We start from the raw sequence: 24,485 nt of genomic DNA on the forward strand, positions 1-24,485 counted from the left end.
CGATCTGTTCAGGGGGGTATGGCGGCAGACGATGCCCAGGTTGCCGATGAAGCTGCAATGGTGCTTGAGATGGATCCGGAGCTCGCTCCTCTGCCCGCGTGCGCGCGCATCGCCACCTTCAAGCGCTCTCGCGAAACACCTTGATGAGCGCGGCTGGCGACTCCGCCCCGTGGCCCGCGGCAACTCCCTTCCTGAAGAGCGCCGCGGCGAACGCGGGGAGCTCGGCGTTGATCCGCGCTTCCCGCGCGTGCCGCTGGATGAGCTCGACGGCCTGCGCGCAGATCTCCAGCGTGGCCTCCGAGGCCTCGTACGCTCCGGACTGGATGGAGTCCGCGTCGTGCTTGACCATCCCACCGATGGCCGGAGCGACGACGGCGGCCATGGCCCCGAAGTCGGCCACGCGGATCCCTTCGGCCTCGCAGATGCGGGCGCCGTGGTAGAAGCCGAGGAGCCCCGCGAACAGGTGCGACAGGAACGCCAGGTCCATGGCCGCTGCCCAGCCGACCTTCTCCCCGAGGTAGCTCACGGCCCCGGCCGTGCTCTCGAGCAGCGGCTTGCTCTTCTCGTAAGCCGAGCCCGAGCCCGAGACGAGGATGCTGCTCTCCGGCTTCCCCATCTGGCTCGGGGTGGCCAGGATGGCGCCGTCGAGGTAGTCGATGCCGCGCTGCTTCGCCCACGCTTCGAGGGTACGCGCGTCCTCGGGGCTGCCCGTGCTGAGCTGGACGAGCACCTTGCCGGCGAGGGAGGAGACCACGTCGCGCCCCTCCAGCACGCCGTACGTCGCGCGGTAGTCGGTGATGCAGGTGATCACGATCTCGCTCGCCTGCGCCGCTGCGGCCGCGCTCGGGGCCAGCACCGCTCCCTCCGCGACGAGCGGCGCGGCCTTCGCGATCGAGCGGTTCCAGACGGTGACGCGAGCGCCGCTGCGGAGCAATTCCCGAGCGAGCGCGGTGCCCATGAGACCCAGACCGATGACCGTGACTTCACGCATGTGAGCTCCTTCGTTTGCGGCCCGTCTGCCGATGACGGGCGCGCCTTCGTGCCGGCCAAGGTGGGGGCCTGCGGCCCGGGCCGTCGCGCACGATCGGACGCCCGGAGAGCACGTTCGGACGGCGGCGAGCGCGGAGCCGCCCCGTGGCGCGCCGCTCGGCGGCGGTGGATACTGGCGGGGATGCAGGTCATCGGACAGACCCGAGCTCCCATCCGACTGGAGCCGCCCGCGGGCGCGCCGCGCCCATACGTCGGGGTACATGTCGGCGTTCACTCGACCCAGCCTGGCGTGATCGCGCTCGAGGCCTCGCAGGATCATCGGGTGAAGATCCATGCGGGCGCGCCGGTACGCGGGGCCTGCCGCGCCGATCGGTTCGTCTACACGCGCGGCGACGTGGACCTGATCCCCGCCGGAGCCTCGGACGTCTGGCAGGAGGACGACGCGGGCACCTCGCTCATCCTGTCGCTGTCCCCTTCGCTGCTGCGCCGGGTCGCAGCGGACATAGGGCTCGATCCCGACAAAGCCGGCCTGGAGCCGCGCCACCAGGTCAGGGACCCGCAGATCGAGCACATCGCCTGGGCGCTCGACGCCGAGCGCAGGGCCGGCGATCCGACCGGGCTTCTCTACAGGGAGAGCCTCGGCGTCGCGCTCGCCGCGCACCTGCTCGGCCGTTACAAGGCGCCGGGCCGCCTGCGGCGAGGGCTGTCTGCGCCGCAGCTACGGCGCGTGACGGCGTACATCGAGGAGCACCTCGATCACGACCTGTCGCTCGATCGGCTGGCCGGCGTCGCCGGGGTCAGCGCGTCCCACCTCAAGACGCTGTTCAAGCGGTCGACCGGCGTGCCGGTCCACGAGTACGTGATCCAGCGCCGGGTGGAGCGCGCGAAGGCGCTGCTCCTGCGCGGCGACCTGCCCGCCAGCCAGGTGGCGATCGAGGCCGGGTTCTCGCACCAGAGCCACATGGCGAGGTGCATGCGCCGCGTCCTCGGCGTGACGCCGGCAAAGGTGGCAGCCAGCGCGCGCTAAACCAGAGAAAACAGCCGCCAAGGCGAGCCGCGATGACGCCAAGGGCGCCAAGAGACCAGCGAAATAAACAGGAGAGGATATGCGCGGACAGCCCTGAGCAGCGCCGGCGGGGGGGCCGGCGCGGCGATCCGCCCTCAGGGGCAGCCGTTGGCCGCGCCCGGGGTCGCCGGCGCGGGCGCGATGAACGCGCCCGTCCCGTCGGGGCAGCGGCTCGCCGTATCGACGTGGCCTGTCCAGCTGTGCTCGTCGATGACGACGCCGCCAGGCGTGTACAGGATGGCCGAGTCCCCTGAGCCGAGCCCGAAGGTGAGCCTGAGCGGCTCCCCGCTGCTCTCTCCGCGGATCAGCAGGTATCCCCCCGCAGGCACCCCCGTGCCCGCGGGCAGCACGAGCTCGTGCGATGGATCGCTGTCCGTGAGCCGATAGCCGCCGACATCGACGTTCGATGCGCCACGGTTGTGGAGCTCGACGAAGTCCTCGCCGGCCGAGCGCACCTCGTTGATGACCAGGGTCTCTCCACCTGGATCGCCTGGCTCCTCGGGATCGCCTGGCTCCTCCGGCTCCCCGTCTCCGCCCTGGATGCCCAGCATCGAGGCGTCGAGCCGGACGAAGAAGCTCATCGCCTCTCCGCCGTCGTTGTCGTTCGTGACCCACAGGCCGCCGGCGCCGAGCGCGAGCCCCTCGATCTTCTCCGGATCGAAGCGGAACGCGTGCTCCAGGAGATCGCAGGCGAGCGCCTTGTCCACCGGATCCGCGATGTCGTTCGGTGTGCCGCTCGACAGCGCGAAGGTGCGGATCGTCTTGTTCCCCGCCTCGCCTGCCCAGCCCTGGTCGCGCTCGACCACCGCGAACGTGTCGCCGCCCACGTGAATGAGCTCGCTCAGGAACGTGTTGCCACGCGATCCGCCGGGGTTCGCGTCGAGCGGATAGAAGTACCAGCTCCACGCGCCTGTATCGACGTCGTACGCGCCGAGGCGGGTGTTCTGGCCCTCCGTCGTGAGCGCGCGCTGCATGGCCACATAGACCTTGAGGCCGCCTGAAGCAGACGGCGCGCTGTCGACCACGGCGATGCCCTCGAAGCCGTTGGCTCGCACCGTCGACCAGTCGATCGCGTTCGCGTCGCTGCCGCACGGGAGATCCACGATGCCTCCGTCGCCGTAGCCGGGGTCGAGCTGGCCGCGCTCGTCGACGAACAGGAGTCGGTTGCTGACCTCCGAGCCAACGCAGGTCGCGCTGCCGCCGTTGCCGGCGACACCCTCGCTGGCGAGGATATAACCGCCCTCGGGGTTCACCGAGATGCCCTCGGGATCGTAGCCCACGAGCTCGGCGCCGGCGCTGTCCTTCAGGATCAGCTCGCGGACGAGCTGCATGCGCCGCTCCCCATGATCGGGCCAGAACGACCAGATGCGCTGGCGCGCGAAGGCGTTGTCGGGCGTCGCGAGCAGGAAGCCGGTGGCCGGCTCGTACGCGAGGGCGCCGAGCGCGCCGAAGCCCAGGCCCCCCGAGCGTGCATCGTAGACGTCGGGGCCGTGGCCGACCTCGGCCGGATCCGTGACCGAGCGATACAGCCAGATGCCGCCGCCAACGCCGTCGTCGCCCTCGCCGCTGACCGCCACGAGGTTGCGCGACGGGATCGCGACCGCGCCCTCGGGCCTCATCGGGGCGCCGAGCAGCTGCTTCAGCACCGGCGCCGCGGGGGCGCTCACGTCGACGACGAGCAGCGTCGCGTTGCGCTCGCCCAGCAAGAAGGCGTAGTCGTCGCCGCCGAACACCCCAGTCGCGCAGCCCTCGATCTCGATGCCCCGGTCGCCGGAGCGCCCTTCCGGGTAGGCGCCGGCGCGCGCCGCGAGCCGCTCGACGGCGTCGCCGCTGTCGTAGACGCGGGCGCCGTCGAGGTCGAAGACCGAGAATCCCCGGCCGCCCGACCACAGGCCGGCGGCTGTCGCCTCGTTCGGTGTGTCTCCCTCGTTGGCCGTCACGAAGTGCCGGCCATCCGCGAGCAGACACACCGAGTCCGGCTCGAGCAGCCCGGTGAAGCCCGAGCTCGCGAGCTCGATCTCGCCGTTCGACGCGAGATCGGCGCGAGCGTGTGTGGACGTGCCGGCCTCGATATAATGGGTGACCGTCGCGGAGGCGATGTCGATGACCGCGATGAGGTTGTTCTCCTGCAGCGACACGATCGCCGTCCTGCCGTCTCTCGTGATGTCGACGTACTCCGGCTGCGGATCGCCAGGGATGTTGCCGACCCCGGGCGTGAGGGCGATCGTGGCTACGGTCGACGCCGAAGGGTTACTCTCATCGATGGTGACGATCTGGACGCTTCCGGGGCGCGCCTGGGCGACCGCGTTGTCATCGGCGTTCTCCTCGTCCTCGATGGCGACCACCATCCGGGCGCCGTCCGGCGTGATCTTGAGGCTGTCGGGGCCGACGCCGACCGCCACCGAGCCGGCGATCGCCCGGGTCGCGAGATCGATGAAGACCAGGGCGCCGGGATCGGCGTTGTGGATCGGATCCGTCGTGTCCTTCACCGCCGCGATCGCATACCGGCCATCCGGCGTGATCGCGACGGCGGTGGCTTCGCTGTTGCCGTTGCCCACGGTGCCGGCGATGTCGACCGTGCCGAGGAGCGCAGGGCTGCTTGGATCCGAGATATCCACGAACCCCACGGTGTGGGTGACGCTGCTCGTGTAAGCCAGCACGTTGCCGTCCGGAGAGGCGGCCACGATCTCGGCGATCGGACCGCCGGGGGCCGTGTATTTGGCCACGAGCTGGAACCCCGCGACGCCGCGCCCGCCGTCCTCGCCGTGGCAGACATAGGCGGTGTCGGAGATCTCGCCTTCATCGAGCATCCCATCGTCGTCGGCGTCGAGCCCGCTGGCCACCTTCTGCCCGCCATTCGCGCAGTTCGGTCCGCTCGGCTCGGGTGCGATGTCGATGAGCACCTGCTGGGCGTCGGCGCCGTCGTTGCCGTCGGCGCCGTCAGCGCCGTCAGTGCCGTTGGCGCCGTCCTCGCCGTCAGCGCCGTCCTCGCCATCAGCGCCGTTGGCACCCTTGGCGCCGTCGTCGCCAGGCTCGCCCTTGGGGCCATCCGCTCCCGCCTTGCCGTCGAGCCCGTTGCACAGGTAGGTGGTCGCCTCGACCTCTCCCTCCTCGATCTGGCCGTTGTCGTTGAGATCGCGGCCGGAGTCGACCCGGGTGCCGCCGTTCTCGCAGCGGTCGCCGGCCGGCTCGTCGCTGAAGCCCAGGATGGCGCCGCCCCTCTGGCCGCCGCTCGGTACCTCGCCTCCATCGTCGGAACACCCCGAAAGCGCCAGCGCCGCGGCGCCGAGGCCGATCCAGGTGAGACTGCGCAGCATCACGTCACGTCCTCCTTGCTGAAGCCGCCCACAGTGCCCGAGGCGATCGCCGGCGACGCGACAGCTGCTTGAAAATTTTATTGCAAATCCATGTACTTCGATGCTCCCGGCCGGGAGCGGCCGCCGATGCCTCCGCCGGTGGCGCTGTGGCAAACTGCCCCGCTGCACGGGGCCTTGCGGCAGGAACTCCGGCGGCCCGCGAGTGCTAGAGTTGCCGTCATCCATGCTCGACAAGCTCGACATCGCCCGCGCCCTCCGCGAGACGGGCACGCTCCTCCTGATCAAGGGGGAGAACCCGTTCAGAGCGCGCGCTTACGAGACGGGGGCCGAGGCGCTGGAGCAGCTCACGGACGACCTCGGCGCGCTCGTCCGGGGCAAGAAGCTCACCGGCATCAAGGGCATCGGCCCGGCGCTCGCCGCCCAGATTGCCGAGCTCTACCAGACGGGGCGCTCCGGGCAGCTCGAGGAGCTCCGCGCCGAGCTCCCCAGCGGCGTGCTGGAGCTCGCCCAGGTGCCGGGCATGAGCCTCAAGCGGATGAAGGCGCTCCACGAGGCGCTCGGCATCGGCAGCGTGGAGGAGCTGAAGCGGGCCTGTCTCGCCGGGAAGGTCCGGGCGGTGAAGGGCTTCGGGGCGAAGACCGAGGCGAGCCTGCTCGAGGGGATAGCCCGCCACGAGGCGCGCGACGAGCGCGTCCTGCTCGTCGACGCGCTCGAGGCGGCCGAGCCGCTCCTCGCCCACGTGCGCGGCTGCGAGGCGACCGAGCAGGCCGATCTCGCGGGCTCGATCCGGCGCTGGGAAGAGACGGTGACGGCCATCGACCTCGTGGCCGCGGCGGACGACGCCGCGCAGGTGATCGACTGCTTCGTCCGGTCCCCGCAGGTCGCCGAGGTCGAGGAGCGCGGCGACGCGCGTTGCAGGGTGAGGCTCTCGGGCGGCCTGCGCGGCGAGCTCCTCTGCGTGCCGCCCCGGGACTACGCGGCCGCGCTTCACCACCGGACGGGGGCGCCCGAATACCTCTCGGCGCTCGGCGCGCTAGCGCGCGAGCTGGGGCTCACGCTCGACGAGAGAGGGCTCTCGCGGGGCAAGAAGCGCCTCTCCGTGAAGACCGAAGAGGACCTCTACGAGCACATCGGCGTCCCGTACATCGCGCCCGAGCTCCGCGAGAGCGCGGAGGACATCGTCGCTGCCGTGGAGCGCGCCGCGCGGGCGGGCCGCGCGGGCGAGCTCGTCGAGGAGGGTGATATCCAGGGGATGGTGCACTGCCACACGGTGTACTCGGACGGCAAGAACACGATCGAGGAGATGGCCCTGGAGGCCGAGGCGATGGGGATGAAATACATCACCATCACCGATCACTCGCCCGCCGCCCATTACGCGAACGGCGTCGGCCTCGACCGGCTGAAGCAGCAGTGGGACGAGATCGCCCGCGTCCAGGAGCGCGTGAGCGTGAAGCTCCTCCGAGGCACCGAGTCGGATATCCTCGAGTCGGGGAGGCTCGATTATCCGGACGCGATCCTGGAGCAGCTCGACGTGGTCATCGCGAGCATCCACTCGCGCATGAAGATGGACGCGGACCAGATGACGCGCAGGCTGGTCAGCGCCATGCGGCTGCCGGTCTTCAAGATCTGGGGGCACGCGCTCGGCCGGCTCATCCAGCGGCGCGAGCCGTTCGCGTGCCGCGTCGAGGACGTGCTCGACGCCGTGGCCGAGTCGAGGGCCGCCGTCGAGGTGAACGGGGACCCGTACCGCCTCGACATGGAGCCCCGGTGGATCAAGGAGGCGCGCAAGCGCGGTATCCGCTTCGTGATCTCGACGGACGCACACTCGACGCGCGCGCTCCACAACCTGCGGTTCGGCGTGGGGACCGCGCGACGAGGTGGCCTCCGCCGGGGCGAGGTGCTGAACGCGCTCGGCCCGGCCGCGTTCCAGAAGGCGGTCCGGCCCGCCTGATCGCATCGGCGTGCGGCCCGGACGCCGCGAAGGCCGCTTCGGTCCAGAGGTCGGCCGTCCGCGGCAACCCTGCGCGACCCACGCCATCCATGCGACGCGCGTGACGCGCGCGTCATCGCTGGCACCACCTCGACAGACGGTGCGCGTCGTGTGACCGTTGAGCTGTCATGCCAATGCCCCTGCCGACCCCTGCGCCCGCAGAGAACATCGTCGCTCTCATCGGGCACACCCCGATGATCCAGGTGACTCAGCTCGACGCCGGCCCGTGCGAGCTCTTCCTCAAGATGGAGAGCCAGAACCCGGGCGGCAGCATCAAGGATCGCATCGGCCTGTCGATGATCGAGGCGGCCGAGCGCGCCGGCCAGCTCGGGGGCGAGCGGCGCCACGTGGTCGAGGCGACGGCGGGCAACACCGGGCTCGGCCTGGCGCTCGTCGCGGCGCAGAAGGGCTACCGGCTCACGCTCGTGATCCCGGACAAGATGAGCCAGGAGAAGGTGTTCCACCTGAAGGCGCTCGGCGCGCAGGTGGTGATGACGCGCTCCGACGTCGAGAAGGGCCACCCGAGCTATTACCAGGACCTGGCCGCCCGCATCGCGCGCGAGGAGGGCGCGTTCTACGTGAACCAGTTCGAGAACCCGGCGAACGCGCTCGCCCACGAGACCGGGACGGGCCCCGAGATCGACGCGCAGCTCGATCGAAGGATCGACGCGATGGTGTGCGGCGTCGGCTCCGGCGGCACCATGACAGGGCTCTCGCGCTACTTCGCCAAGGCGCAGCCGCGCTGCGAGATGGTGCTCGCCGATCCGGAGGGATCGGTGCTGGCGGGCTACGTCAAGACCGGCAAGCTCGGCAAGGCGGGCTCATGGCTCGTGGAGGGCATCGGCGAGGACTTCCTCCCCTCGATCCTCGACCTCTCCCGCGTCAAGCTCGCTTATACGATCTCCGACCGGGAGAGCCTGGAGACGGCGCGGCTGCTGCTCTCCAGGACGGGCATCCTCGCCGGCTCGTCGTCCGGGACGCTGCTCGCGGCGGCCCTACGTTATTGCCGCGAGCAGTCGTCGCCGAAGCGCGTCTGTACCCTCGTCTGCGACAGCGGCAACAAGTACCTGTCGAAGATGTACAACGATTTCTGGATGGCCGATCAGGGCTTCACCGACCGCGCGCCGACAGGGGATCTGCGCGACGTGATCACGCGCCGCCACGCCGACAGGGCGGTGGTCACGGTGCAGCGGTCGGACGCGCTCCTCGTGGCCTATGCGAGGATGAAGCTCTACGACGTGTCGCAGCTGCCCGTCCTGGAGGACGGCAAGATCATCGGCATCCTGGACGAGTCCGACCTCCTCCTCGCGGCCGTCGACGACGTGACGCGCTTCCGCCAGTCGGTCGAGGCCGCGATGACGACGCGGCTCCGGACGGTCGACGTGCGGACGCCGATCCGGGAGCTCCTTCCGATGTTCGACGCGGGGCTCGTGCCGATCGTGACCGATGGTGACGAGTTCGTCGGGCTGGTCACCCGCATCGACCTGATCAACTACCTGCGACGCCGGGTGAAGCTGCACGAGGTCTGAGCCGGCCCGGCGCGAGGGCCCGGCCTCCACCTTGTGGCGGCAGCGGGCTTGTGGTGACATGTGCGCCATGCAAAAGGTGCAGGGAACCGGCGTGGTCAGCTTCTTTCATGCGGGCGTCAGGGGGGCCGCGGCGTACACGCTGTGCTCGGCGGCGTTCGCCCTCTCGGCGTGCGCGCCCGCTGCGGCGTCGCCGCCCGCCGCGGCGCCGCCGTCCGCGCCGCAGGCCGCGCCCGCGGTCCTCGACATCGCCGCGGCGCGGGTGGTCGATCTGACGCACCCGATCACGCCGGAGATGCCGCTGTATCCTGGCAGCAAGCCGTATGCATCGGAGACGGTCCGCACCGTCGAGAAGGACTCGTACTACCTCAACCGGTTCTCGATGGACGAGCACGCGGGCACGCACGTGGACGCGCCGGCGCACTTCAAGGCCGGAACGCCGACGGTCGAGCAGATCGCGCCGGAGCAGCTCGTGGGGCCGGCGGCGGTCGTGGACGTGACGGCGAAGGTCGCGGCGAGCCCCGACCACCAGGTCACCGTGGACGATCTCCGGGGCTGGGAGGCGCGGCACGGGGCGCTCGGCGCGAGGCACATCGTGCTGATCCGGACGGGGTGGGGGGCCCGCTGGTCCGAGCCGGCGAAGTTCCTGAACCAGGACGCGAAGGGCGTGATGCACTTTCCCGGGGTCTCCGTGGAGGCGAGCCGCTACCTGAGCGAGCGCGGCGTGCGGTGCGTGGGCATCGACACGCTGTCGACCGATCCGGGGCCGAGCCAGACGTTCGATCAGCACAAGGCGTTCCTCGGCGCGGGCGGCTACCACATCGAGAACCTGGCCAACCTGGAGCAGCTCCCCGAGGCCGGGGCGGTCGTGGTGGTGGCGCCGCTCCCGCTCTCGCGCGGCAGCGGCGCGCCCGCCCGGGTGCTGGCGCTGGTGCCGGCCGCCGGCAAGCCGTCGAGGTAGCGCGGTGCTGGAGCCACGTCGCTCTGGTTCGTCGCTGATCGCGTGTTAGGGAGTGCTGAGCTGCCCGGTCCCCATGGACGCTGAACCAGGGACTGAACGGCGCACGAGCTGGAGCCGCGGCGCGCTAGCGAAGAAAGACGGTGATCACACGGGAGGTCGACTCCTGGCTGCCGGTGAGGTTGTTGACGCAGCTCGGGTAGTACATGCCGTTCGTGTTGAGCGCCTCGCAGTAGGAGGCGCACGACCCGCGGATGCTGATCATCCCGCATTGCTGGACGGCCCCGCCGCTGGTGAGGTGACCGGCGGCGCACTCCCGCATAAGCGACCGTACATAGCTGCGATTGGCCTCGTCGTAGCAGGCGTTCAGGTAAGGAGAGGGGACAAACAGATTGCCCCAGAAGGCGCCTTCCAGACGCGTGTAGGCCGTGAGCTCGGGGGTACCGGCCTTGTTGAGGGCCGAGGGAGTGCCCCGCGAGGAGATCGTCACGGAGACGCCGTACCAGTTCGTCCGCGACGCGAGGCACGCCGAGATCCACTGCTGGTTGTATAGGTCGAGCGCCTTGGTGCTCCAGTCCGGAACGAGGCCGATGATTCCCCAGTATACCTCGTTGTGCACCTTGCCCGAGCCATCGATCCACGAGAAGCTGAACGACTGCGACGGGAGGAACGCACAGCCGACCACATAGTTGAGGAGCTGGCGCGAGAGATCACCCGCCGCCCCCGGATCCCGGATCGCGCTCAGGGCCGCCGAGCTCAATGCGTTGGGGTTGAGGGCGTTGGCGCTGAGGGCGCTGGGGTTGAGGGCGTTGGGGTTGAGGGCGTTGGGGTTGAGAGCATTGGGGTTGAGGGCGTTGACGAACTCGAGGGCGCTAGGGGCAACTCCTACGACGCTCTCGTCCTCTTCCTGAACTGCGATGCAGCCTACCAAGGACGCGAGCGAGAGCGCTGCGAACGCAGCGATGCCGATCCGGTACATCGTCGGCCCCCGGGTTCGTCCCTTCGTGGCCTTGGCGAAGAGCGGCCTGGGTGTACCGATGACTAGCCATCATGTCCAGTGCTCAACAGGCGATTTGTGAAGAATTCTCAAGTCGTTGGGGTCAGGGCTGCTCTGTCCACGGCGTGCAGGATGAGCGCATGGCCGCGTGTCGCGTTCGTCGCGCTCCGTCTGAGACCCAGTGAGGAGCGGTGGATGATCGAAATCTCACACGGCATGAAGGCTCGACAGAACGACGGCGAGCGGCCTGTGAGTCGTTCCCATTTGCAGTGTGATGATGGTTGCGTGCTCGGAGCCGGGGGCAATGGCGTGGGGCACACCGATGACGACCGCGTCGCCGAGCGCTTCGATCGGCGTTGTCAGGGGAGGGCGTGCACGGGGGGGCCGAGCGGGCAGTGGTCGAGCTGCTCGGGTCTGCGGCCGGGATCACCCGGGGCCGATCTCGCCCTCGCCGCGCGGGCCCTGCGCCGGAGGCGGCGAGGTTGGTTCCGGGGAAGGCTGCGCGCCCTGCGCCGGCGGCGCGGAGGCCGGGGCCGTCGTGGTGGTCGCGCCGCTGCCGCTCGCGCGCGGCAGCGGCGCGACCGTCCGGGTGCTGGCGCTGGTGCCGGCCTCCGGCGAGCCGGCGAGATAGCACGGCACCAGCACCGCGTTGCGTCAGCGCGGAGGACGTGGCCGAGTTCATCCGAGCATGCGCAGGTCGACATCAACGCACTTACATGGACGTCCAATCCGGAACGGAAGTTGACGGCCGCTGCTTGCGACAGCCTGCAGCACTGCTGGCTGTCCCCAGCAACCGACCCCCCTTCGCGCTCGTGACACCCGGTCGATTCGCACCTTCAGAACCGTTGATTCCATGCCGAAGACGCGCGGGCCTGCGGTGCGTTCCCCGCGGGCCAGGCGCGCAGCGCCGACGGCACGCAGCCTGCTAGTAGGTCAGGACAGCAGGCGCGCAGCGCGAAACCTGCTTCCTGTCGGCACCGGCCGGCGACCACCTCCGCAAATCGCGTCGTGATCACGTCGTGATCGCGTCGCAGGGGGTCGTCGGCTCGTCCGAACGACATGGTCCAGCGGCGCGGAGCGTACACCGCAAACACAGGAGTGAGCATGAGAACGATCTCTTCGAAGTGCAGCGTGTTGGCCTTGGTGATTGGCGTCTCGATGGCCTTGGGATGTTCTTCCGGTTCCGGTGGCTCGTCCTCGGACGGCGATCCGCAGACCGGAGACGGCGCGCTCGCGATCGTCAACGGACACGTGACCGACGAGGGCGCCGGGTCTCACGACCACAGCCTCGCCGGCGAGAGCACCGTCGCGAGCACGAAGACGGTCCGCGTCTCTCATCTGCTCGAGAGCGGAGCACTCGAGTCGCTGGCAGAGACCACGATCGACGCGGCGGGGGCCTTCTCCGCGGAGGTCCCGGTGGACGCAAAGCCGCTCATCGTGCAGGCCCTCGACGGCTCGGGCCAGGTGATCGGCTCCGCGTTCCTCGATGCGGCAGGGAGCGCCGCGGGCGAGATCGCCGTCGCGGCGCCGATCTCGACCGAGAGCTCGGTCGAGGCGCTCGTGCTCATCGATCTCGCCGCCAGCGTCGCGGTGGACGCCACCGTGGCGACGGACGTGCGCGCGCTCGTCGACGCGGAGCTCGCCGCCGCGGTCGCGGCCGCGGCGTCGGCCGGCGCCGAGACCAAGGCGGTCGTGAAGGCGATCGCGGGGGCGACCCTGGGGGCGCACCACGCGGAGCTGCGCGCGCTCGCAGCCGCGGGCGCGGACATCGACGCGGACGCGCTCGCCAGCGCGGAGCTGGAGGCCGCCCAGACCCTGAACGCGGCGCTGGACAGCGAGGTTCCCGCCGGCGAGGCGACCGCTCAGTTCCTCGCGGAGGTCGACGCCGCGCTGGACGCCGCAGGAGCCGCCGCCGACGTGCGCGCCCAGGCGCAGGCCGCGGCGAGCATGACCTTCCGCGCCGCGCTCAGCGCTGCGCTCGACGCGTCCGCGGACGTAGAGGTGGTCCTCTTCGCCTGCGCCCACGCCGCCGCACAGCTGGAGGCGCGCGCGACCGCGGAGGCGACCATGGAGATCGCCAAGCTGAGCGGCGCCGCGCAGGCCACCGTCGACGCGGTCGCGGACGCAGGCGCCAAGCTGAAGGCGGACGTGGCCGCGGCAGCCAGCGTGGACGCGATCACGACCGCGCGCGCCGACTTCGTCGCGAGCCTCTCCGGCGAGGCGCAGCCCGAGGCCGACGGTGCGCTCGGCCTCCTGGCGGGCGCCACCGCCGACGCCAAGGCGGCGCTGCGGACGGTCCTCGATGCCACGGTCGACCTCAACGCGCAGCTCGACGCCGACCTGAAGGCCGCGCTCTCGGCCTACCTCGACGCCGAGGCGCACGCCGGCGCGAGCGCGTCAGCCAGCCTCGACACCGAGCTGGACGGCATCGTCGAGGCCTATGCGAAGTTCGCGGCGGGGATCGAGGCGCTCGCGCCGACGCTCACCGCGGCGGCCGTCAGCGACGCGCAGGCCGGGGCGGTGACCCAGGTCCTCTGCTCCGCGCAGACCATGTTCCGCACGCCGATGTGATCCGAGGTCGCCGCGGCCGGGTTCGACCGTGAACATGGGAGGGCGAACCGGGGAACTCCTCCACGCCCTCCTCCCGGTTGGATGCGGTGTCATGACCCCTTGCCGGGCCGCCCGGCACGTCGGTGCCAGGGATGGTCCACGGACGCTCAGACGTCGGTCGCCAGGACGCCATGCCGGCGAAGCAGCTCCCGCAGGTAATTGCGATCCATCCGCGCCGCCCGCGCCGCGCGCGAGACATTGCTGCCGTTGGTGCGGATCAACGCGTGGACATAAGCGCGTTCCCAGAGCGTGATGACTCGCTCTTTCGCCTCACGAAACGACAGCGACAGATCGTCCTCCCTGAAGACGTTCTCGCGAGCTTCCCCCTGCGCCGCCTCGCCCTCGGTCGCCGCGCCCTCCCGCCAGAGGACCGGATCCCCTAGCAGCACGGCCCGCTCGACCGCGCCGCGCAGCTCGCGGACGTTGCCCGGCCAGTCGTGGCGCGCCATCGCCTCCACGAGCCCCAGGGGCGGTTTGGCCCCGTCGGCGAACTGCCGGTAGAAGTGCGCGACGAGCAGCGGAATGTCCTCGCGGCGCTCCCGCAGCGACGGGACGCGTATCCGGACCACGTTCAGCCGATAGAAGAGATCGGAGCGGAAGTTGCCCCGGTTCACCTCCTGGCGCAGATCGCGGTTCGTGGCGGCGATCACCCGCACGTCCAGGCGGATCGGGTCGAGGCTGCCGACCCGCCGTATCGTCCGCTCCTCCAGGGCGCGAAGCAGCTTGGGCTGCAGGTCGAGCCGTAGCTCGCCGAGCTCGTCGAGCAGCACCGTCCCCCCGCGCGCCGCCTCGAAGGCGCCCGCCCGCGCCTGCTGCGCGCCCGTGAAGGCCCCCTTGGCGTGCCCGAACAGCTCGGACTCGATGAGCGTGGGTGGGATGGCGCCGCAGTCGATCACGACGAACGGCCCCGAGGCGCGGCGGCTCTGCTGATGGATGAGCTCGGCGAAGAGCCCCTTGCCGGTGCCGGTCTCCCCTTCGAGGAGCACCGTCGAGTCGGATGCCGCGACCCGCGGCAGCATGGCAAAGATTCGCCGCATCGCGGTGCTCTGCCCGAGGGCGCGCCCGGAGAGGTCCTCGTCGCCGAGCGGCTCGCGGATCTCGTCCGGAAGGACGTCGAACCGGAGCGTGGACTGGCCCACGCCAATCAGCGCCCCCGGATCGAGGTACGCGGCCTCGACGCGGATCCCCGAGACCCTCGTGCCGTTGGTGCTGCCGAGGTCCCGGAGCAGAAACCCCTGTGGCGTGACGTTGATGACGCAGTGGTGCCGCGACACGGCCTGGTCGGTCAGGACAAGCTGGTTGCCGCGGGCGGAGCCGATCACGAGCTCCGGCGCATCTGCCACCTGCGAGGCGCCCTGATCTGGGCCGAGCTGCACCTGGACGTGGAACCGGCTGAACGCCACCTCGCGGGGGCGCGCCTCCAGCACCGCCGTCGCGCCGACATCCTGGCAGGGGGGTCGCTCCGAGGCCATCGATCTCAAGCTACCACACGAGCGACCGACCCGCGCTCCCGGAGCGTGTCGTCGTACGCCGAGGCAGGCAAGCGCCGAGCCTGCCCGGCGCGTCACAGGCTGCTGCAGGGCGCGAACGAGTCGAGAGAGATGCTGCTATGCAGGCGCGTGGTGATGGCCTCCACGTAGCGGCCGCCTCCCGGCGCGTCACACGTGGAGTGGCCGTCCGCGTCACGAGCGCAGGCGAGGGAGCACCGGCCAAGGAGGGTGACGCCGCACGTGGGCGAGATGCCGCAGATCCGCTGGACCGAATGTCCGCTCCAGTCGACGCCGCACGCGGCCACCTCCGTGTTGTCGATGCAGGCGAACGCAGCCGGGCTGTCCGGATGGAAGAGGTTGCCGAACATCGTGGCATCCGGGGTGGTGAACTCGGACGGCGCGGCCCCCGGGCGCCCGGCCAGCGCCTGGTGGCTCCCCGTCATCCGGACCTCCACTTCCATGCTGAGGCCGTTGAGCGTCTGAAGCAGGCACGCTGTCATCCACCGCTGTGTCTCGACGTCGTCGAGAGGCGACGAACTCCACCGTGGCGCGAGGCCGACCGCGCCCTCGAAGGAGACCCCCGCGGCCCCACCGCGCAGCGCCTCGCCTTCAGGGAGCGCGCAGAGGACCATGTAGGAGAGGAGCCGCCGCCCCTCTGCGCTCACGAGCAGCGGGGTGTCGGTGAGCTCGCCGCTCGATCCCTCGAGCGGCACCTCGGCCAGGGCGCGCAAGGCTTGCTGCGTCGCGGATCGCCAGAAGAACGCAGGATCGTCTCCGTTCATGACGATGATCGCGTCCTGCTCCTCGGTGCGCGAGCTCATGCCGCTGTGCCGCTCTGCTCCACATCCGGCGATGAAGAGAGAAAACCCCGTTATGACACCGCTGAACGCTCGTGAAATGAACATGATCCCCCCGAGGCGCGCGCGGCGCCGACCGCATGTGCTCGGCGAGCAAGCTATGCAAGGCGCAGGCCGGCCCTCTGCTTCAGCGGCCCGCCCCGGCAGGAGCAGGCCCTGCATGAGAAATGGCCGCGCCGCCGCGCGAAGCACGTGAGTCGTACAACACCCATGCGGCCGAGATCCGGCGGTGCCTGCATGTTGAAGCCCTCAGGTGCTGCATGGCCCAGCCAGCACCTTCTCGAGGGCGCGCGCGAGGCCATCGAAGCGAGCCCGCCACGCCGGGTGCTCCCCCAGCATGGCCTGCGCCTCGTGCACGACCGCAGAAGCGTCGGCATCTCGCCGGTCCCGCAGGGCGAGGCGAGCCCGCCAGTACAGGATCTCCAGGAGCTCATCGGCGAACAGCACGCTCCCCGTGCTGCTGGCTGCGCCCATCGCTTCATCCAACGTCTCATGGGCCACCGTCTCATGGGCCATCCCCTCCTGGGGACCGACGGCGCTCTCCACCTCGTCGATCAGCAGCGCCTGGAGCATCCGGAAGCACGCAAACGCAGCGTGCGCCCCGGGCTCTGGCGGGCAGGCGCCCGCTACCCAGGCGATGAGCTCGCGCGCCTCGTCGTGCTGCCCCGCCGTGGCCAGGAGCCGCGCGAGCAGCAGGGAGCACTCGGGCACCGGGCGCTCGATGAACCGCCGCTCCAGGACATGGGCCCGGCGGGCGAGCACGAGCGCGTCCTCGCGCCGGTCGCTCCAGTAGAGCAGCTCGGCGACGTTGTAGGTCGCCACGCGCTCCAGCCATGGGTTGCCGATCTCGCGCGCGAGCGAGATGACGCGCCGGAGATCCTCCGTGGCCCGGGACGGCGACTTCTTCAGCGTCCAGAGCACGACGCGGTTCATGTACGCGACGCACAGGTGCGGCAGATCGTGGACCCTTGCACAGAGGTCGATCGCCTCGCGCGCGCGCTCCTCTGCCTCGCTGAACGAGCCCGCGTGCGCCAGCTCGACCGGCAGGAGCAGCAGCGCGACGATCCGGCTGTCGTGATCGCCGAGCGCCTCCGCCTCGACGGCGCCCTTCTCCAGGAGCGCGATCGCCTGCGCCACCTGCGCCGTCCGCACGCACCTGCGTCCATCGGCCACCACGAGCCGGACCGCGAGCCGCGGTGAGCCCGACCGCGCGACGAGAGGGCGCGCCTGCTCCACGCGCCGCGCCGACCCCTCGTAATCCCCGGTCCAGTCGAGCAGGATGGCCTCTTCCAGGAGGATCTCGCCGACGAGCAACTCGTCGGCGAGGCGCTCGCCGAGCTCGCGCGCCGCGGTCAGATCCTCGATGGCTTCCCGCGTCCGGTGCGCTCGGTAGCGTATCCTGCCCCGGCCCGCGAGCGCGAGCGCGCGCCGGCGCAGGTCCGCCGCAGAGATGTGCTCGAGGGCCGCACTGTAGTGCTGGTCGGCCTCGACGTGTCGGTGAGCCGAGAGCGCGATGTCCCCGAGCTTCACGTAGGCTTCCGCCGCCTCCGCGCTCGCTCCGCACGCGCTCGCGTGCCGCGCCAGCGAGGCAAGGGTCTCCGGGGTCGCATCCCCGGCGGAGACCCGCGCTCGCCAGAAGGCCAGCGCGTACCGGTGGGTGTCCCTGCGGTGCTCCGGATGGAGCGGCTCGACCACCGAGTCCCGGAAGACGCCGCTCTGGAATGCGTACCGCTCGCCTAGCGTGCGCGACGCGCGCGGCGCGCGCTCCAGGATGCCCCGCTCGACCAGCGCGCTCAGGCCGAAGCCCGCGTCCACCGGCGACCCGGCCCCACCGGCCCGATCGGCGGCGTCCTGGACCCACTCCAGCTCCGCCCTGGTGAACGAGGCCCCGAGCACCGCGCAGAGCCGCGCGCACGCCGCGAGCTCCGGCGGCAGCGCTTCGAGCCTCCGCAGGGCCAGCCACTGCCACCCAGGCGAGGGCGCCAGGCCTTCGGGCGCCGCGGTCGCCGCGTAGTAGCTGCCTGTGTTCGACCGCTGGCGCACGATCCCGGCCCGCTTCAGCTCCCGGACGATCGCCACAAGGCACGCCGGATTGCCGCCGGCCCACGCGGCGAGCCGCCTCAGCGTGTCCGCCGGCGGGTACTCCGCCGGCAGGAGAAGCTCCGCCGCGAGCCGCATCCCGGCGCCCTCGTCGAGCGGCAAAAGCGCCCTCTTTTCGAAGCGTTGCGTGCGGGTACCCCACCCGGGGCGGAGCTGCTCGAACCGCGGATGCGCGGCGACCACGACCCAGAGCGCCACGCCGGCGCCGTCGAGCGTCGCGACCTCGAGCGCATCGAGCAGCGCGTCGTCCGCCCAGTGCGCGTCGTCGAGGATCACGGCCACCGGCCCGCGGCGCGCGCGCCGGCGGAGCCCTTCCGCGATCGCCCGCAGGAGCTCGTGGTCGCGCGACGCGCTGACGGACGGGGCGCCCCACCCGAGCGCCGCCGCCACGGACGGCCACGCCGCGCGCCCGATCTCCTGGCCGAGCCGCTCCACGCAGAACGCCTCGACGTCGGCCGGCGGCCTCTCCTGCGCGCCCAGCGCGGCGCGCAGGATCTCCTCCACCTCTCGCGCGACCTCGCCCGCGAGCGGCTGCGCCGCGCGCATCGAGAGCACCAGCGCCTCCGGATGGAGCGATCGCGCGACGGCAGCCGCCTCGTTCGCGAGGCGCGTCTTGCCGAGGCCGGCGTCGCCGAGCAGCGTCATCAGGCCGGGACACGTGCCGTCAAAGGCCGCGGCGGCACTCGCCGCCAGCGCCTCGACGACCTCGCTCTGCCCGAGCAGGGGCACCTCGCCGTCGACCGCGCCCGTCGCGGTCGACGCGCCCATCGCGGCCGCGGCGCCTGTCGAGGGTGGCGTGGGTTCGGTCTCCACCAGCACGCGCTCGATCTCCGCGCTGAGCGCGACCCCGGACCAGGGTTCGGGTGGCAGCCAGCCTTCCGGGCGATCGACCGCCGTGCCGTAGGCGACGGGCGCGCACCTGCCCTTCCGGCGCACGCTGACGCCCGCGAGGTGGAGCCCTGCGCGCGCGTTGCACCGGCCGACCAGCTCCCGCGCGGCGGCGAGCGCCGCCTGCGCCGGATGCTCGATGTCGCGGCCCGAGAACAGCGCCACGAGGCGGCGTCCGCGCTGGCGGACGACGAGCCCCTTGCGGCTCGCCAGCGCGGCGACGGCCGACGGCACGGCGCCGCTGACGTCCGCGACAAGCACCACGACCGGCTCGCGCCCGTCCGCGATGAGCCGGGTGCTCCCCGCGCTCTCGGGCAGCTCGGCCGGGGCCGCGGGCGGGGCCGCCTCCACGGCGACAGCGCCGCCGGCGAGGCCAGCCCCCACGACAGCGCCGCTGGCGCGGCCAGCGTCCGCCGCGGCGAGGGCGCGCCGGAGCAGCGACACGCTCGCGGGCCGGCGGTCTGGATCCTTGGCGAGGCATGCGAGCACGACGTCCTCGATCGCGGCCGGGACGGCGGCCAGCTCGGTCGGGCGCGGCGGACGCAGCGCGAGGTGGCCGTGCTCGATGGCGCCCGCGTCGCCGACGAACGGCGGTCGCAGCGTCAGGAGCTCGAACAGGATCACGCCGAACGCGTAGATGTCGGCGCGCGCGTCGATCGCGAGGTCCCCGCGCGTTTGCTCGGGCGACATGTAGACGGGCGTCCCAACGACGGTCCCGACGCGCGTGAGCTCGGCGCCGGTCGCCTCGGCGCCGGCGCCCCGCTTGGCGAGGCCGAAATCGAGCAGGACCACGCGCTCCTCCGCGCCGGGAAGGCCTCGCCCCGCGGCGCCGGCGCGCGCTCCGCTGCCGGTCGCTGGCACGAGGAAGACGTTCTCCGGCTTCACGTCGCGGTGGATCACCTCCCGGGCATGCGCCGCCTCGAGCGCGACGAGCAGCGCATCGGCTCGCCCGAGCGCCCAGCCCGGGTCCGGCGGCCCGGGCAGCGCCGCGAGGTCGGCCGCGAGCGTGCGCCCTCGCAGCCGCTCCATGGCGATCCACGGCCGGCCATCGTCGAGCCTCCCCTGCCCGTACAGGCGCGGCACGTGCGGGGGGCCGATCCGCTCGAGAGCGCCGGCCTCGCGCTGGAAGCGCGGCTCGCTCTGCTCCGCGTCGATCAGGCCGACCTTGACGGCGACCGGCACCTCGTCGCGCTCGCGCCAGCCTGCCCAGACGGCAGCGAAGCCGCCCAGACCGAGGAGCTCGGTCAGACGGAAGCCCTCGACGCGCGGCGCTGAGCCGCGGGCCTCTGCGGGCGCAGGCCCAGGCGGCGGCCCGCCGTGCCGGGGGCACGAGGCCGCCTCTGCGATCCGCCTGTGGCACGATGGACAGCGATGCAAATCGGTTTTCCCTTCGCGACGGGCGCGGACGGGGGCCGTGAGCGGCGCTCATGATATCGTTGTTGTCCGGCGCATGGCACGAACCACGGAAGACGACACGCTCCCCAGCTCACATACCCCTTCCGCGCTGGCGATGGCGGCCGTGGCTCATCAGCCGAGCGCCCTCGACGACGCCACACTTCGGAGACGGGAGGCCGAGGCCACGCGCACGCAGGAGGACCCGTCGCCCGATCCGCTGCCCCGCACCCTGCCGCGGGGGGCTCGCGTCGGCGACTACATCCTCGATCGCCCCCTCGCCCGGGGTGGCTTCAGCTTCGTCTATCGCGCCACGCACGCCGAGCGCGGCACCGCCGCGGCGCTCAAGGTCCTTCACGCCGAGCTCGCCTCGGATCTCGATGCGGTCGTCCGCTTCGCGCGGGAGATCGAGGCGATACAGCGCCTGAATCATCCGAACGTGGTCGCGATCCTCGATCACGGGCGGCTCAGCAGCCGTGGTGCCCCCTACTATGTCATGGAGCTGCTCGAGGGCTGTAGTCTCGACGAGCACCTCCGCGCCCGCGGGCGCCTGTCCGCCACGGACGTCCTCGCGCTCCTGGAGCCGCTTTGCAGCGCGCTCGACGCGGCGCACCGCTGGGGGATCGTGCACCGGGATATCAAGGCATCGAACGTCTTTCTCGCCGAGCAGGGCGGGCGGCGGAGGGTGGTGCTTCTCGACTTCGGCGTGGCCAAGCTGCTCGATGCGCCGGGGCCTGCGCTCACGTCGTCGCGGCACATCGTCGGGACCCCGACGTGCATCAGCCCGGAGCAGATCCTCGGCGAGTCGATCGACTCCCGCGCTGACGTCTACGCGCTCGGGGTGCTGACGTACCGGATGCTCGTCGGCGAGCCGCCCTTCGTCGAGCGCTCCTATCCGATGCTGCGCCAGCTGCACCTCTACGTGGACCCGCCGCGCCCGAGCACCCGGGCGCGCGTCCATCCCGCCTTGGATGAGGTGATCCTCCGTGCGATGAGCAAGGATCGCAGGGAGCGCCCCCCGACGATCACGGCCTTTCTGGGCGAGCTGAGGGCCACGGTGGAGGCGAGCGGCGGGACAGGCGCGCTGTCTTCTGCCGCGCGCGAGCGGCAGGCGCTCGCGCTCTACGCCGAAGTGCACGTCGAGCCGAGCGCCCTCGAGGAGCCGGAGGATGGATTGCTCGCCGATCTCGAGGTCATCCTCCCCTTCATCGCCGCCGAGCTCGTCAGCGCCGGTCTCACGACCATGGTGCAGACCGGCAGCAGCATGCTTTCCACGATGGATCGTCCCGACGACCCGGCCGGGGACAGGGAGGCGCGCCGCCAGGTGGTGCGCACGGCGCTCGCGATCTACCAGCGGATCGAGGCCCGCTCCGGGCGCGATCCCAGGGTCGATGTGCGCCTGTGCCTCCATGCGGGAGAGCTCACGGATACCGGCAAGGGCTCGCCCGCAGCCGGCAAGCTGCTGGAGGTCGCGGCGTGGGTGCCAGACCAAGCCGGAGAGGGCGTCTTCGCCTCACCCGAGCTCCTGTCCGATCTGGAGATCGCAACGGCAGGAGAAGAGGGCGCGCTCCGCCGGATCACAGCGCCGCGGACACGACAGGGCTGATCACCCGCCCCACACGCCCAGTGCGCCGAGGATCAAGCGTGTCCTCGACCTCTCGCGCGTCAAAGGTGTGCGCCGCGCGCGCGCGCGGGCACGGGCCCGCGCGCAGCGATACCCGCCTCGGTCGTCGTGTCGGGCGGGCGCGCGGCTCGCGGCGCGGCGCGGCGCGAGCGCCCGTCGGCGTGCCTTGTGCGGGCAGCGGGCTCGTGGTGAGCTGTGCGCCATGCAGGAGGCGCGCGGAGCTTTCGTGATCGACCTCGCCACGGCGCGGGTGGTCGATCTGACGCACCCGATCACCCCGGAGATGCCGCTGTTTCCCGGCGACGAGCCCTACGCACCGGAGACGCTCAGCACCATCGAGAAGGACGCGTATTGCTCCAATCGGTTCTCGATGGCCGAGCACGCGGGCACCCACGTGGACGCGCCGGCGCACTTCACGGCCGGGGCGGCGACCGTCGAGCAGATCGCGCCCGAGCAGCTCGTCGGGGCAGCGGCGGTCGTGGACGTGACGGCGGCCGTGGCGGCGAGCCCGGACCACCGGGTCACGGTGGACGATCTCCGGAGCTGGGAGGCGCGGCACGGCGCGCTCGGCGCGAGGCATATCGTGCTGATCCGGACGGGCTGGGGGGCTCGCTGGTCCGATCCGGCGAGGTACCTGAACCAGGACCCCCAGGGCGTCATGCACTTTCCCGGGGTGTCCGTGGAGGCGAGCCGCTACCTGCGCGAGCGCGGCGTGCGCTGCATCGGTATCGATACGCTGTCGACCGACCCGGGGCAGAGCGAGACATTCGAGCAGCACAGGGCCTTCCTGGGCGCCGGCGGCTACCACATCGAGAACCTGGCCAATCTGGAGCAGCTGCCGGAGGCCGGGGCGATCGTGGTGGTCGCGCCGCTCCCGCTCGCGCGCGGCAGCGGCGCGCCGGCCCGGGTGCTGGCGCTGGTGCCGGGCTCAGCCGAACCGGCGACGTAGCGGTAGCAACACCGCATCGACCAAGTTCGTTCCTGATTGCGTGTGAAGTGGCACGCGCGGGTCGATTGAGCGGCGTTGTCGTTCGCGCGCCTGTCCGGTGGGGAATCGCCATCGCCGCACCCTCGTGAACGCCTAAGAGCGCGTGTCTGCCCCGAGCGCCTGGCGGTTCAGACCTTGACGGCAGCGACCCTGGTCACGTTACAAGGCGCGACTTTCGTCGCGAGGACCATCAACGTCGAACCGCTGCGAACGATGAGGTTGCGCGTCCGCCCTGCTTGCAGGCTGGCGGCGTGCCACAGGACGGTCCCAAACCACAGCGCGCGCGTACGCAGATCCTGACGGTCGTTCGGATAGCCGTCGAACGTGACGAGCTTATCGACGCGAAAGCCGGCGGTCTCGACGAGACGTCGCAGCTCCCACGCCGTGTACTCCTTCCTGTGCTCCATCGGGCCGCCGTACTGACCGGTCATGTGAGGCGTCGCGCCGTCCAACAACCGGTTGATGCTGCTCCAGGAGGCGACGTTCGGCGTGGTCAGCAGCATGCGGCCGCCGGGGCGAAGCGCGCTGTTGCAGCCGGCCAAGAACGGCGCTGGATGGAATTGCAGGTGCTCGATGACCTCGAATGAAGAGACGAGATCGAAGTCGCGGCCGAGGGCGAAATAGGTCTCGCCGTCGCGGAGCTCTAACGGGTGTGCTGCAAAGGTGTAGTCGACTTGGCCGGACTTGTTGCGAAAGTCGATCTTGGTTTGCCGGTAGCCAGTGGCGACAAGCTCGGTGCTGGCGGCGATCTCTTTCTTGGCCAGGAGGCAGAACCAGGGATCGCTGCTGATGTCGAGCCAACGTTGTCCGGGGCGCACCACGTCGGCGAGAGTGCCCAGGGCGTGAACAAATCGGGCAAGGTGCCAGTAGACATACGGCGGCGGTGCCGGCTCGTAGCGCTGCAGGAGGCGGTAGCTGCGACGCAGCCTTTCGCGATTCGGGGACAGGGGCGCGAACAGGTGTGCCAGTTCGCTCGCGTCCGGAACGCGTGAGTCCGACTCATGCGGTATGACCGGGCGGTATTCGCCGTTATTCATCCTCTCCAGCGTAGCACCGCCGAGGAGCGGCTGCACCGTTCCGGAGCATGTCAACGAGCACTGCTCGAGGCCTGTCGCGCGAATCTCAGCAATCGCTGTCGACCAGCGTTTCGCCCTTGTTGAACGGTCACTTCGATCTGAGGAGGGCATTCGACGGGCGCAGATACGCTTCGGGCGGTGATCAGCGCGTCCAGGACGACTCGATCAAGGCCATGATGCGACCCCGGAGCGCCTCGCTCTCGAGCGCACCGGCTCAGCCGAGGAGCTTCGTCACCAGGATGATGACGGGGACGATGATGAACATGAAGCCGAGCGCTGCGAGGCCTACCGTGATGTTCGTCTTACGAGTTACGAGTTCGTGCCGATCGTGACCGACGCTGACGAGCTCGTCGGGCTGGTCACCCGCGTCGACCTGGTCCGATCCAGCGAAGTACCGGAACCAGGACGCCCAGGGCGCGCCTGCGCGGGGGCTGGCGCTGGTGCCGGGCTCCGGCGAGCCGGCGAGGTAGTGCGGCACCGGCGCTCAATCCTCCAAATTCGTTGTCTCTCCCAGCCCAGGGTGGACTGCTCACGATTTCGAGCACAAACCTCTACTGCCGCGTCGTGGGCGGACGCTATTGAAATTCCAGACTGTCTTTGCACGGTCCGCTCCTCC

Annotated in this window: 17 protein-coding genes; 7 read left to right on the forward strand and 10 right to left on the reverse strand. The window is 71.1% G+C overall.

Annotated elements, in window-relative coordinates; translation table 11 throughout:
* Positions 1 to 118 precede the first annotated feature (118 nt).
* On the reverse strand, positions 119 to 991 hold the full coding sequence (locus WME73_RS48235) for an NAD(P)-dependent oxidoreductase (RefSeq protein ID WP_437913984.1): 873 nt from the start codon (positions 989 to 991) through the stop codon (positions 119 to 121).
* Between the two features lie 321 nt (positions 992 to 1,312).
* On the opposite strand from WME73_RS48235, the gene WME73_RS48240 reads away from it, so the two are divergent.
* Positions 1,313 to 2,017 (forward strand): helix-turn-helix domain-containing protein, encoded by a 705-nt coding sequence (locus WME73_RS48240; RefSeq protein WP_437743028.1) that lies wholly within the window; start codon positions 1,313 to 1,315, stop codon positions 2,015 to 2,017.
* A gap of 134 nt (positions 2,018 to 2,151) precedes the next feature.
* Here the strand turns inward: WME73_RS48240 and WME73_RS48245 are convergent, their stop codons facing one another.
* Positions 2,152 to 5,373, reverse strand: a complete 3,222-nt coding sequence (locus WME73_RS48245; protein ID WP_437917511.1) for an esterase-like activity of phytase family protein — start codon at positions 5,371 to 5,373, stop codon at positions 2,152 to 2,154.
* A gap of 223 nt (positions 5,374 to 5,596) precedes the next feature.
* Between WME73_RS48245 and WME73_RS48250 the strand changes: the two genes are divergently transcribed.
* From WME73_RS48250 to WME73_RS48260, 3 genes are all read left to right on the forward strand, one after another.
* Positions 5,597 to 7,324 carry a helix-hairpin-helix domain-containing protein gene (locus tag WME73_RS48250; protein WP_437913985.1) on the forward strand — a complete coding sequence of 576 codons (1,728 nt, stop codon included), beginning with the start codon at positions 5,597 to 5,599 and terminating at the stop codon, positions 7,322 to 7,324.
* Between the two features lie 173 nt (positions 7,325 to 7,497).
* Positions 7,498 to 8,892, forward strand: a complete 1,395-nt coding sequence (locus tag WME73_RS48255) for a pyridoxal-phosphate dependent enzyme (protein ID WP_437873959.1) — start codon at positions 7,498 to 7,500, stop codon at positions 8,890 to 8,892.
* A 67-nt stretch (positions 8,893 to 8,959) separates the two neighbouring features.
* Positions 8,960 to 9,850, forward strand: coding sequence for a cyclase family protein (locus WME73_RS48260; protein ID WP_437855155.1), 891 nt, complete (start codon positions 8,960 to 8,962; stop codon positions 9,848 to 9,850).
* 124 nt (positions 9,851 to 9,974) lie between these two features.
* On the opposite strand, the gene WME73_RS48265 is transcribed toward WME73_RS48260, so the two are convergent.
* The 3 genes from WME73_RS48265 to WME73_RS48275 form a co-directional block, all read right to left on the reverse strand.
* A complete protein-coding gene (locus WME73_RS48265) occupies positions 9,975 to 10,826 on the reverse strand; it encodes a hypothetical protein (protein WP_437913986.1) in 852 nt (283 codons plus the stop codon).
* 444 nt (positions 10,827 to 11,270) lie between these two features.
* Positions 11,271 to 11,483, reverse strand: coding sequence for a hypothetical protein (locus WME73_RS48270; RefSeq protein ID WP_437855162.1), 213 nt, complete (start codon positions 11,481 to 11,483; stop codon positions 11,271 to 11,273).
* A 197-nt stretch (positions 11,484 to 11,680) separates the two neighbouring features.
* Positions 11,681 to 12,088, reverse strand: coding sequence for a hypothetical protein (locus WME73_RS48275; protein WP_437913987.1), 408 nt, complete (start codon positions 12,086 to 12,088; stop codon positions 11,681 to 11,683).
* Positions 12,089 to 12,095: 7 nt separating this feature from the next.
* On the opposite strand from WME73_RS48275, the gene WME73_RS48280 reads away from it, so the two are divergent.
* On the forward strand, positions 12,096 to 13,415 hold the full coding sequence (locus WME73_RS48280) for a hypothetical protein (protein ID WP_437913988.1): 1,320 nt from the start codon (positions 12,096 to 12,098) through the stop codon (positions 13,413 to 13,415).
* A gap of 146 nt (positions 13,416 to 13,561) precedes the next feature.
* Here the strand turns inward: WME73_RS48280 and WME73_RS48285 are convergent, their stop codons facing one another.
* From WME73_RS48285 to WME73_RS48295, 3 genes are all read right to left on the reverse strand, one after another.
* A complete protein-coding gene (locus tag WME73_RS48285; protein ID WP_437913989.1) occupies positions 13,562 to 14,926 on the reverse strand; it encodes a sigma 54-interacting transcriptional regulator in 1,365 nt (454 codons plus the stop codon).
* Positions 14,927 to 15,018: 92 nt separating this feature from the next.
* Entirely contained in the window at positions 15,019 to 15,765 is a 747-nt protein-coding gene (locus WME73_RS48290; RefSeq protein WP_437913990.1) for a hypothetical protein, read from the reverse strand.
* A 285-nt stretch (positions 15,766 to 16,050) separates the two neighbouring features.
* Positions 16,051 to 20,166, reverse strand: a complete 4,116-nt coding sequence (locus WME73_RS48295) for a protein kinase domain-containing protein (RefSeq protein WP_437913991.1) — start codon at positions 20,164 to 20,166, stop codon at positions 16,051 to 16,053.
* Between the two features lie 73 nt (positions 20,167 to 20,239).
* Here WME73_RS48295 and WME73_RS48300 point away from each other — a divergent pair, with 73 nt between their 5' ends.
* Together WME73_RS48300 and WME73_RS48305 are read left to right on the forward strand one after the other, a co-directional pair.
* The gene (locus tag WME73_RS48300) at positions 20,240 to 21,787 is read left to right on the forward strand and encodes a serine/threonine-protein kinase (RefSeq protein ID WP_437913992.1); all 1,548 of its coding nucleotides are present in this window, start codon (positions 20,240 to 20,242) and stop codon (positions 21,785 to 21,787) included.
* Between the two features lie 220 nt (positions 21,788 to 22,007).
* Complete coding sequence (locus WME73_RS48305) at positions 22,008 to 22,754, forward strand: cyclase family protein (RefSeq protein ID WP_437913993.1); 747 nt, start codon at positions 22,008 to 22,010, stop codon at positions 22,752 to 22,754.
* A 167-nt stretch (positions 22,755 to 22,921) separates the two neighbouring features.
* On the opposite strand, the gene WME73_RS48310 is transcribed toward WME73_RS48305, so the two are convergent.
* Both WME73_RS48310 and WME73_RS48315 read right to left on the reverse strand, forming a co-directional pair.
* On the reverse strand, positions 22,922 to 23,830 hold the full coding sequence (locus WME73_RS48310; protein WP_437913994.1) for a class I SAM-dependent methyltransferase: 909 nt from the start codon (positions 23,828 to 23,830) through the stop codon (positions 22,922 to 22,924).
* Positions 23,831 to 24,083: 253 nt separating this feature from the next.
* Positions 24,084 to 24,347: a hypothetical protein gene (locus tag WME73_RS48315; protein ID WP_437913995.1), complete on the reverse strand. Its 264-nt coding sequence runs from the start codon at positions 24,345 to 24,347 to the stop codon at positions 24,084 to 24,086.
* Between the last annotated feature and the right edge of the window lie 138 nt (positions 24,348 to 24,485).

It is taken from the genome of Sorangium sp. So ce302 (assembly GCF_051530145.1).
GTDB classification, from domain to species: Bacteria; Myxococcota_A; Polyangia; order Polyangiales; family Polyangiaceae; genus Sorangium; species Sorangium cellulosum_B.

What these genes read in the sequence shown, in the direction of transcription:
- WME73_RS48235 (WP_437913984.1), bottom strand. Translation starts at nt 991, where the DNA reads ATGCGTGAAGTCACGGTCATCGGTCTGGGTCTCATGGGCACCGCGCTC.
- WME73_RS48245 (WP_437917511.1), bottom strand. Translation starts at nt 5,373, where the DNA reads ATGCTGCGCAGTCTCACCTGGATCGGCCTCGGCGCCGCGGCGCTGGCG.
- WME73_RS48250 (WP_437913985.1), top strand. Translation starts at nt 5,597, where the DNA reads ATGCTCGACAAGCTCGACATCGCCCGCGCCCTCCGCGAGACGGGCACG.
- WME73_RS48255 (WP_437873959.1), top strand. Translation starts at nt 7,498, where the DNA reads ATGCCCCTGCCGACCCCTGCGCCCGCAGAGAACATCGTCGCTCTCATC.
- WME73_RS48260 (WP_437855155.1), top strand. Translation starts at nt 8,960, where the DNA reads ATGCAAAAGGTGCAGGGAACCGGCGTGGTCAGCTTCTTTCATGCGGGC.
- WME73_RS48265 (WP_437913986.1), bottom strand. Translation starts at nt 10,826, where the DNA reads ATGTACCGGATCGGCATCGCTGCGTTCGCAGCGCTCTCGCTCGCGTCC.
- WME73_RS48285 (WP_437913989.1), bottom strand. Translation starts at nt 14,926, where the DNA reads ATGGCCTCGGAGCGACCCCCCTGCCAGGATGTCGGCGCGACGGCGGTG.
- WME73_RS48290 (WP_437913990.1), bottom strand. Translation starts at nt 15,765, where the DNA reads ATGAGCTCGCGCACCGAGGAGCAGGACGCGATCATCGTCATGAACGGA.
- WME73_RS48300 (WP_437913992.1), top strand. Translation starts at nt 20,240, where the DNA reads ATGGCACGAACCACGGAAGACGACACGCTCCCCAGCTCACATACCCCT.
- WME73_RS48305 (WP_437913993.1), top strand. Translation starts at nt 22,008, where the DNA reads ATGCAGGAGGCGCGCGGAGCTTTCGTGATCGACCTCGCCACGGCGCGG.
- WME73_RS48310 (WP_437913994.1), bottom strand. Translation starts at nt 23,830, where the DNA reads ATGAATAACGGCGAATACCGCCCGGTCATACCGCATGAGTCGGACTCA.